Here is a 9,562-nt window from a genome sequence, read left to right as displayed (position 1 = left end):
GTGAGCGGCACCTTGCCGTAGGGAGTATCGAGGATGTACTTCGGGATGGCGAACCCCGTAATCCGGCCCTGGAGGGCCTCCATGAGCGCTATGCCCCGTTCGATGGTCGTTCTGAAGTGGGCGGTTCCCCCCAGCACCTGGGCCTGGTAGAGGTAATACGGACGCACGCGCATGCGGACGAGCCCGTTGCAGAGGGCGCGCATCGTTTCCAGGTCGTCGTTGATGCCCTTCAGCAGGACAGTCTGGTTACCGACCGGTATGCCGGCGCGCAGCAGCCGGTCGCACGCGGTGGCGGCCTCCGGGGTGAGTTCGCGGGGGTGGTTGAAGTGCGTGTTGAGCCAGATCGGGTGATACTGCTCCAGAACGCGGCACAGGTCGTCCGTGATGCGAAACGGGAGCGTGACGGGTAACCGGGACCCGATGCGGATGACGCCGACGTGTGGGATCGCGCGGAGCCGGCTGAGTAGCCATTCCAGGTTGTTATCATTGAAGATCAGCGGATCCCCTCCGGTGAGGAGCACGTCTTCGATCTCGGGGTGCGCCGCGATGTAATCAATCGCCTCCTGCAACTCCGTCTTGTTCATGAAGAACTCCGCATCCCCGACCATCCGCTTTCGGAGGCAATAGCGGCAGTAAATGGCGCACTCGGCCGTGACGCAGAAGGCGACCCGGTCGCGGTAGTTATGGATGAGGTTTTTGACCGGCGAATGCCCCACCTCTGCGAGTGGGTCGAGGACGGCCACGATGTCCGGCGCCATCTCATCCATGCGTGGGACGACCTGCCGGCGGATGGGGCACGCCGGATCCTCGGGGTCCATGAGGCCGGCGTAGTAGGGCGTTATATTCCACCGAAACATCCCGTCCGTCACTCGGATGGCCTCCACCTCATCCGGCGTGGGCTCCAGGTAGGAACGGAGCGTGCCCAGGTCGTGCACCCGGTGGCGCATCTGCCAGGTCCAGGAGGTGTATTCGGGGTCGGAGGTAGCGTGCATGGTGAGATTAAGAAAGGTCATGAGGTTCGCTGGCGCGAGCCTTCCCAACGCGAGCCATCCCCATTTCCAACACCCCCGCCAGGAAGTTCTCATACGACTTCCCCATGAGTTCGGCGAGGATGGCGAAGGTGCCTTCGGGGTCGAAGGTGGGCAGGGGGTTGATTTCAAGGAACCAGGGCCGGCCGGCGTGGTCGACCCGGAAGTCCACGCGGGCGAAGTCGAGGCAGCCGAGGTGGTGAAAGGCCTGGACGGCAAGATGTTGCATCCGAGCCTCGAGGCCGGCATCGAGCGTGCCTTCGAGGTCGTACGCGAGGTCGGCGTGCGCGTAGCCGCGCCGATCCAGGGCATGCAAGCCGATACGCGTGGTCCGCTCCACTGCCCGCTGCAGCACGGGGAGCGCCTCCGCCGGCGCATGACCCACCACCGCCACCGTGAACTCACCTCCACCCTCGATGAACGGCTCGACGAGCGCATCCTGGAGGTAGGCGCGGGTGATGAACTCAACGGCGTCTCGCAGGGCATCGACCGTGGCCACCTTCGACCGACGAGTGATGCCTTTCGACGAGCCTTCGTACCGCGGCTTCACGAAGAGCGGGAACGGGCCGGGGAGGTCGCCGGCGTCCACCGCGTCCGCGCTGGCGTAGACGCGGTAGGCCGGCGTAGGTACCCCGCCGGCGGCTACGATATCCTTCGTCCAGGCTTTGTCGAGGCACACCGAGAGCGTGAGCGCATCCGACCCGAGATACGGTATACCCGCCATTTCGAGCAGGATCGGAGCGAAGGCCTCGCGGTTGCGGCTGTGTGCGCCTTCGGCGATGGATAACGCCACATCCACGTCGAGCCGGGTGATGGCCGCCAGCAGATCGCGCGCCGTCCCGATCCGCACGGGCTCGGCGCCAAGCGCGCGGATCGCACCTTCGAGCGCGAGGACCGTGGCCGCGGGCTCATACTCCGCGTCGGCGTCCGGTGGATCGCCGGGCGCCCAGGGGTACGCCTCGAAGATGTCGTAGATGAGTCCGATTCGCATAGCTTTCGAGAAACAATCGGACTCGTGAATCGGCGGTTGTATCTTTGGTTCCACGCCACGGCGACCCCCGTCCCACCGGCCGGCCGGCGTGCCCACGGTACGAGACCCTCTCCCATCCCGCGTCATGAACTGGCTATTTGCGTTCTTCGGCATCGGACTGCACCTTGGCGCACTGGCCTGGTCGCTGTGGCTTCTGCGCGCCTATGTGCATCGCTGGCTCCTTTTTCTACCTGCGGCCATCTCCCTATCCACCGTTTACGCCGTGCTCGCGCTGGTGCACGACGGGACGCCGGCGTGGTGGCAAACGGCCGAGTTCGCCCTCTCGTTTTACGGTATCTGCCTGCTGGTGGGAGGCATTGGGTTACACCTGGGGCTGGTCCGGTACAAGCAAAAAGTCGACTCACTCGATGAACTTGTTGGTTTATTCCAGGAGTTCGCGGAGTCCGCACCGATCGGTTTTTTCCTGTACCAGGACGGGCATTACGTTTTCGGGACCGAGATGGCCGTGAAGATGACCGGGTACACGCGCGAAGAGCTGGTGCAGATGCACTACTGGGAACTGGCGGCGCCGGAGACCCGCGAGATGGTTCGTGCCCGGGGCGAGGCGCGCCTGGGGGGGCAAACCATGCACAATGAGTTGCAAGTACCCATGGTGCACAAATCCGGGGAAATCCGCTGGATGCACATCAATGTCGGCACGGTGATGTACCGCGGCAAACCCGCCGGCCTGGGCGCCGCGTTCGACATCACCGAGCGCATGCAGATGGAAGAGGCGCTGCGCGCCCGCACCCTCGAGTTGGAAACGATATCCGATCACGTTCCCTACCCGATCATCCGGTTCGACGGGCACCATCGGCTGTTGTCCGCGAACCGAGCGGCCCTCGAGGTCGCCGGCCTGAGCCCCAACCACTACGTCGGCAAACACGTCGAGGAGGTCTGTACCTCTCCCGATCTCGCGAACCTCTGGCGTAAACACATCAACGAAGTATTCGCCACCGCGCGCGCCGTTGAGATGGAATACGACCAGCGATCGAGCCGCGGCATCGCGAGCTACCGGGCGCTGCTCGTGCCAGAGATGGAGGATTCCCGGGCCGTGCAATCGGTGATGATCATCTGCCGGGATGTGACCGAGCGCAAGCGGATGCAACGGGAGGTGTTGGAGATCAGCGCGCGGGAGCAGCGACGGATCGGCCAGGACCTGCACGACGGCCTCGGGCAGCTCCTGACGGGCATCGGGTTCATGGTGGCCGGCCTCCAACAGACCGTCCGCGTCGGCGAGGCGATCGATGACCAGGCGCTGCGCGAAATCAGCCTGCTCGTGGAGCACGCCATCGGCCAGACGCGGCATCTCGCGGAAGGGCTGGATCCTGTCACGGTCGATATGCGCGGCATCCACGACGGTCTCCAGCGGCTCGCCCTCCAGACGGAGGGCATCTACGGCATCCCCTGTTCGCTGTCCGTGGATGCGTCGCTTCCGACGCTCAAGGCCGAGGTCGCGACGCAGGTCTACCGCATCGCACAGGAAGCCGTGAACAACGCCGTCAAACATGCCGCGCCTTCAGCCATCCAGATTCGGCTCGACCGCGAACACGGCCGCCTGGCGCTCCGCGTGACCGACAACGGCGTGGGCTTCGCCCCCGTTTCGCAGGACCGCCGCGGCCTGGGGCTGCGCATCATGGACTACCGGGCCACGATGATCGCCGGCGAATTTATGATCATGCCCAACCCGGCCGGCGGCTCCATCGTCACCTGCCGTTTCGATACTTCCGAATAATTCCCACCACCGACGCTATCGACGCCCACCTATGAGTTTGCGCATCTTTTTGGTAGACGACCACCCCATTGTGCGAGAAGGCATGGGCCGGCTCATTGACCGCGAGCCGGACATGACGCTGTGCGGCGAGTCCGACGGCGATAATGATTTGCTCGCCGCCATCAAGGACTCGACGCCGGATGTGGTTGTCCTCGACCTCTCGCTGCGGGGAGCCACCGGGCTGGATCTCATCGCGCCCATCAAGGCGCACGTGCCCGGCGTCCGCGTTTTTGTACTGTCGATGCACGATGAGAAGATCTACGCGGAACGCGTGATCCGCGCCGGCGCGATGGGTTACATCATGAAGCAGGAAGCCCCGGCGAAGGTGCTCGATGCCATCCGCTGCGTCGCCTCGGGCGAGTTATTCCTCAGCCCGAATGTCGCACAGACGGTGATCAAAGGAATGATGAGTCCGCGCCAGGAAACCGCGTTATCGGCCCTGAGCGACCGCGAGTTTCAGGTGTTTCTGAATATCGGTCACGGGTTGACGCTCCAGGAAATCGCCGACAAACTCACCCTCAGCGTGAAGACGATCGAATCCCATGTCGAGCGGATCAAGACGAAGCTCGAGATCGGATCGGGGCGCGAGATGATGCGGCGCGCGATCGAGTGGGTATTACGCAACGAGCCGGCGTAGTGCCTGCAGATGGCGATTAATAATACTTCGGACAGTTTACAAAGGAGTGCGCTGCCGCGTGACAATTCAGGCCCCTCCTCGAATCGAGGAGGGGCCTGATCGTCAGAAACGGTCCAGCTACAAAAAGTGTCCGAAGTATTAGATTAATGCAGTTGGATGGTTCGGATAAACCGCCGCACGGCAAACAGCGAACCCAGCCACCCGAGCAGTGCGCCGCAGACCACGACGCCGGCGAGGAGCGCGGCGACCGTCGTGCCCGAGATGGCCATTTGAGGCAGGTAGTTGCCAAGACCCGTGAATAGCGCCCAAACGACGAGGCTTGCGACGATGCCGGCGAGAATGCCCTGCATCACGCCCTCGACGAGGAACGGCCGGCGGATAAACGAATCGGTTGCGCCGACGAGCTTCATAGTGCGTATCAACAGCCGGCGGGCATAAATGGTGAGGCGGATCGTATTCGCCACCAGGAACAGCGACGCCAGGATGACGATGATGCCCAGCGCCAGACCCACGGTGTTCAACAACCGCAGATTTTCCTGCACCTTCGCCAGGAGTGGCTCGTTGAAGACGACCTCATCGACGCGGTTCCAGCTCTCAAATTCCGCGATGAGGGCGTGCAGGCTGTCTGGATTGGCGTAGTTGGACTGGATCCTCACCTTGATCGACGACGGCAAAAAGGATTCACTGAGGAAGATCTCGGCCCCATCTCCGAATTCCTCCTGGAAAATACGGGTCGCCTCCTCCTGCGAGATGTAATCGGCACCGTCCACACCGAGCGTCGCGCCGGCGCGTTCGTGCAACGCCCGGGCCATGGGCGTGTCGATGGTGTCCTGGAGGAAGATCTCCAATTCCCCCACGCGCTGGCGCAACCAGTCGCTCACCTGCTGGGCCTGATAACTCAGCAAGCCGAAGAGCCCGATGAGGATAAGCGCAACCGCCATGGCGCTGGTGGAGGTAAAGACGGCAAACTTGGCACGTTGGAAGCCGGCGAAGCCTTCGCGCACGCTGTAGGGAATGATCGACACGTCGAAAGATGCGGTCTACTGGAGGATGTCCGATAGCGGGAGAATATCCGCCAGGGGCCTGATGAATGGCAAGAGGTAGTTCCAGGCAACGATTGGGGGTACAACGTAGGCCGGCGGATGAAAGTTCACGTCACCCGATGTCGGCTTTGAGATACGAGCCCAACACCCTCACTTCCGCCGAGATCTCGGTGAGATGAGCAAGCGCCTGACGCAGCGGTGGGGTCTCCGCGTCACCTCCTAGATCCAGATAAAACAGATAGTTGCCCGGGCTGCCGACGACCGGCCGGCTCTCAATCTTGAACAGGTCGATGTCGCGCAGCGCAAACACTGCCAGGCTCTTGAACAGAGCCCCCGGCACGTTCTCGCGCATGGTATACACGATCGACGTTCTCGCAGGACCATCGACCGGCCGGCGCTCCCAGGCGTCGCGGCGGACCAGCCCCAGGAAGCGGGTGTAGTTCTGGTGGTTGCTCTCGACCCCGCGCGCCAGGATCGTCAGGCCGTACGTTTCGGCAGCCCGTTCGCTGGCGATGGCCGCTTCAGTGAGGTCGCCATTTTCGGCCACCATCTTGGCGGCTCCGGCAGTATCGTAGACCGGCGCCGGCTCGGCGTGGGCCAGGTGCTCCTTCAAAAACGCCTGGCACTGCCCCAGCGCCTGCGGGTGCGAGAGCACGCGGCGGATGGCCGGCAAGGTAGCCCCCGACAACGCCATCAGGTTGTGCCGGATCCGCAGGTACCACTCCCCTTCGATCACCAGATCGTACGCCCGCAGCAAATCGTAATTCACATGCACGCTACCAAAAAGCGTATTCTCGATCGGAATCACCCCGCGATCCACCGAGCCATCGGCCACCTGCCGGAATACCTCGTCGAACGACACCGTCGCCAGCGGCGTAGCCCCGGGATACAACGCCAGCGTTGCCTCCTCGCTAAAAGCCCCGATTTCCCCCTGGAAAGCAATGCGCATACTGAGGATGACTGCTAGCGTTTTACGTTTAATGTTCAAGGTTCAAGGTTCAAGGAAGATCCACATTGAACCTCGAACCTTAACCCTTAAACCCTTTCTCACATCTGCTCGGGCGCCGAGATGCCTAGCACAGTGAGGCCGTTTTTGAGGACGATGCGGGCGGCCTGGGCGAGGTGCATGCGGGCCGTGGCCAGGTCCGGCGCTTCGCCGATGATCCGGCAGGCGTCATAAAACCGGGTGAAAGCGGTGGCGACCTCGTTCAGGTAGTTAATGACGCGGTGGGGCTCCTTCGCGAGGGCGGCCTGCTGAACGATCTCCGGGAACGCGAGCAGCTGCTTGATGAGCGCCTCCTCTGTCTCGTGGACGAGCAGACCCAGGTTCGCTTGGGCGCCAAACACGAAACCGACCTCCACGGCCTTGCGGAGGATCGAGCAGACGCGCGCATGGGCGTATTGTAGGTAAAAGACCGGGTTTTTCTCCCGCGCCTCCTTGGCCAGGTCCAGGTCGAACTCCAGATGCGTATTCGGCGATCGCATAAGGAAAAAGAAGCGCGTGACATCCTCGCCGACCTCGTCCATCAACTCGTCGAGCGTCACGTAATTGGCTTTGCGGGTGCTCATCTTGACCTGCGCGCCGGCGCGGACGAGCGTCACGAACTGGTAGATCACCACCTGGATCTTCGTCGGATCGTACCCAAGTACGCTCACCCCGTGGAGAACATCCGGGTAGGTCGCGATATGATCCGCCCCGAAGATATCGACCATGATGTCGAAGCCGCGCTCGAATTTATCCGCGTGGTAGGCCATGTCGGGCAGCCGGTAGGTGGGCTCGCCGGTGCTCTTCACGAGCACGGTGTCTTTTTCTTTGCCGAACGCCGTCGTCTTGAACCAGACGGCGCCGGCGCTGTCGTATGCCACGCCCTGATCGCGGAAGCGTTCGACGATCTTCCAGATCGCGCCCGATTCGTACAGGGAGTGCTCGTTGAAGAACGTGTCCATCTCGATATGAAGACGGCGTAGCGACTGCTTGATGTCGGCGAAGATCGCCTCCTCGGCCGCCCGTTTGAAGGGCGTCACGTCCGTTGAACCCACTAGCGCATCGCCATGCGCCCGCTGAATGGTCCGGGCGATGTCGATGATGTAATCGCCCTGATACCCGTCCTCCGGGAAATCCGCCGGCACCTCCACAAATTCCCCCTCGCCCCGCTCGATCTGACGTGTCGGCCCGCCCGGGCGCACGAGCGCGTTATAGCGGGATTGGACGGACTCGCCCAGGATGCGCATCTGCCGGCCGGCGTCGTTGAAGTAATATTCGCGCGTGACGTCGAAGCCGGACCACGCGAGCAGGTTGGCGATGGTATCCCCCAGGACGGCGTTGCGCCCGTGCCCCACCGTGAGTGGCCCCGTCGGGTTAGCGCTTACATATTCGACGATCGCTCGTTGACCGCCTCCGAGGGTCGAGCGGCCATAGGTGTCGCCCACGACCAGCACGCCGGCGAGGGCGTCCGATAGGAACGTAACGGCGAATTGGAAATTGATAAAGCCGGGCCCTGCCACCTCGATCCCCGCGATGCGTTTGGGATCTACCGGCAACGCGCGGAGCCGGCGGACGAGGTCGTCCGCGATCGCGCGGGGAGATTGTTTCAGGTGCCGCGCCAGCTTCATCGCCGCGTTCGTCGCCAGATCCCCGTGTTCGGGGTTCTGCGGCGTCTCCAGTTCGAGCTCAAAATCCGCCGGCACGCCGTCGATACCGGCAAGCACCTGGCGAAGCGTTTGAATCAGATAGTCTTTCATCAAGAAACGTGCGATAGAGGGCGCGGTCAGCGGCCGCCCAGGGCGCCCTGAGCGGGAGTTGCCGGCTTCTTAACCGTAACCCCCCCTTCGGTTTCGCACCATCCCCTTTTTCGCCGTAAACTGATGGTTGGCAGGTTGTCAGGTTACAAGTTGCACGTTCTTTTAATGACCAACCCCAACCTGCCAACCTGCAACCTGCCAACCAACCATGGAATGCCCCTCCTGCGCTCTTGAGGTAGACGATGCCGAGCCAGTGTGCCCGCACTGCGACTACGAATTCCCGCAGGAGCGGTCCGGGGTGCGGTATGCACGCTGGGTGTTCCTGTTGTTGATGATTTGGCCGCTCTTCAAGCTATTGTCGTATCTTTTCGGCTGATACACCCCCTGAACCCCTAGCAGAGATTATCCGTGAGAACCATGCCCTCCCCCGACACCCTCCTTGGCGGCCTCTCGTTGGAAGCCTTCCTGGAGATCTACTGGCAGAAAAAGCCGCTGCTCATCCGTGGGGCTTTTCCGGGGATGGTGACGCCGGTCTCGCCCGAAGAGCTGATGGACATCGCCTGCGAAGACGATGCCGACGCCCGCCTGGTGCTCGAACGCGGGGGCGACTACCCATGGCAGCTCCTCCACGGCCCATTCGAGGAGAACTTTTACGATCTACCCGAGACCCATTGGACCCTCCTCGTCCAGGAAGTCAACCGATATGTGCCGGCCGTGGCCACGCTGCTCGACTCCTTCCGCTTCGTCCCCAACTGGCGTGTCGACGATGTGATGGTTAGCTACGCCCCGCCCCAGGGCGGCGTCGGCGCGCACATCGACAACTACGACGTCTTCCTCCTCCAGGGCCACGGCCACCGCCGCTGGGAAATTACCCGCGAACCGGTCGACGACGACGCGATCCTGCCGGATATGGATGTCAGCGTCCTGGCCCATTTCGAGCCGGATGAAGACTGGGTGCTTGGCCCCGGGGACATGCTGTATCTGCCGCCCCGAGTCGCCCACCGCGGCACGGCCATCGGTAATTGCATGACGTTCTCGATCGGCTTCCGCGCGCCTTCCTTCGCCGATGTCGTGACGGGCTATATCGACCACGTGGCGGACCGCTTCACACCGCTCGACCGATACGCCGACCCCGATCTTACCCTGCCCACGCATCCCGGGGAGATCACGCCCATGGTATTCGCGAAGATGCGCGCCGTCGTCTTCGACGCGCTCGGCGACAGCGCGGCGTTTGACACCTGGTTCGGGCGCTTCATCACCGAACCACGCCGCGGCAACTACCCCCCCCCACCCGAAGAGGTCTACAGC

9 protein-coding genes are annotated in these 9,562 nt (G+C 62.8%); 4 read left to right on the top strand and 5 right to left on the bottom strand.

Translation table 11 applies throughout. The features are described from left to right. Nucleotides 1-1,013, bottom strand: a 1,013-nt coding sequence (locus SH809_18670) for a KamA family radical SAM protein (protein MDZ4701743.1), incomplete at its 3' end; no start/stop codon positions are given. After that, complete coding sequence (locus SH809_18665) at nt 1,000-2,019, bottom strand: D-alanine--D-alanine ligase (GenBank protein MDZ4701742.1); 1,020 nt, start codon at nt 2,017-2,019, stop codon at nt 1,000-1,002. The genes SH809_18665 and SH809_18670, both read right to left, overlap by 14 nt. Before the next feature lie 124 nt (nt 2,020-2,143). Between SH809_18665 and SH809_18660 the strand changes: the two genes are divergently transcribed. Next, nucleotides 2,144-3,793, top strand: a complete 1,650-nt coding sequence (locus SH809_18660; protein MDZ4701741.1) for a PAS domain S-box protein — start codon at nt 2,144-2,146, stop codon at nt 3,791-3,793. Nucleotides 3,794-3,824: 31 nt separating this feature from the next. Further along, a complete protein-coding gene (locus SH809_18655) occupies nt 3,825-4,469 on the top strand; it encodes a response regulator transcription factor (protein ID MDZ4701740.1) in 645 nt (214 codons plus the stop codon). 143 nt (nt 4,470-4,612) lie between these two features. Here the strand turns inward: SH809_18655 and SH809_18650 are convergent, their stop codons facing one another. From SH809_18650 to argS, 3 genes are all read right to left on the bottom strand, one after another. Continuing rightward, nucleotides 4,613-5,494, bottom strand: coding sequence for an ABC transporter permease (locus tag SH809_18650; protein MDZ4701739.1), 882 nt, complete (start codon nt 5,492-5,494; stop codon nt 4,613-4,615). A 130-nt stretch (nt 5,495-5,624) separates the two neighbouring features. Further along, nucleotides 5,625-6,461 carry a prephenate dehydratase gene (pheA, locus tag SH809_18645; GenBank protein MDZ4701738.1) on the bottom strand — a complete coding sequence of 279 codons (837 nt, stop codon included), beginning with the start codon at nt 6,459-6,461 and terminating at the stop codon, nt 5,625-5,627. 98 nt (nt 6,462-6,559) lie between these two features. Then, a complete protein-coding gene (gene argS / locus SH809_18640; protein MDZ4701737.1) occupies nt 6,560-8,254 on the bottom strand; it encodes an arginine--tRNA ligase in 1,695 nt (564 codons plus the stop codon). 208 nt (nt 8,255-8,462) lie between these two features. Between argS and SH809_18635 the strand changes: the two genes are divergently transcribed. Together SH809_18635 and SH809_18630 are read left to right on the top strand one after the other, a co-directional pair. Then, nucleotides 8,463-8,630: a zinc ribbon domain-containing protein gene (locus SH809_18635; GenBank protein ID MDZ4701736.1), complete on the top strand. Its 168-nt coding sequence runs from the start codon at nt 8,463-8,465 to the stop codon at nt 8,628-8,630. 41 nt (nt 8,631-8,671) lie between these two features. Further along, nucleotides 8,672-9,562: cupin domain-containing protein (locus SH809_18630; GenBank protein ID MDZ4701735.1), on the top strand; the 891-nt coding region annotated here is incomplete at its 3' end.

Source organism: Rhodothermales bacterium (assembly GCA_034439735.1).
Lineage (GTDB): Bacteria > Bacteroidota > Rhodothermia > Rhodothermales > JAHQVL01 > JAWKNW01.
This window is presented reverse-complemented; position numbering and strand designations above follow the sequence as displayed.

Coding starts and splice junctions, on each gene's coding strand:
- SH809_18665 (MDZ4701742.1), bottom strand. CDS start 2,019: ATGCGAATCGGACTCATCTACGACATCTTCGAGGCGTACCCCTGGGCG.
- SH809_18635 (MDZ4701736.1), top strand. CDS start 8,463: ATGGAATGCCCCTCCTGCGCTCTTGAGGTAGACGATGCCGAGCCAGTG.
- SH809_18655 (MDZ4701740.1), top strand. CDS start 3,825: ATGAGTTTGCGCATCTTTTTGGTAGACGACCACCCCATTGTGCGAGAA.
- SH809_18660 (MDZ4701741.1), top strand. CDS start 2,144: ATGAACTGGCTATTTGCGTTCTTCGGCATCGGACTGCACCTTGGCGCA.
- argS (MDZ4701737.1), bottom strand. CDS start 8,254: ATGAAAGACTATCTGATTCAAACGCTTCGCCAGGTGCTTGCCGGTATC.
- pheA (MDZ4701738.1), bottom strand. CDS start 6,461: ATGCGCATTGCTTTCCAGGGGGAAATCGGGGCTTTTAGCGAGGAGGCA.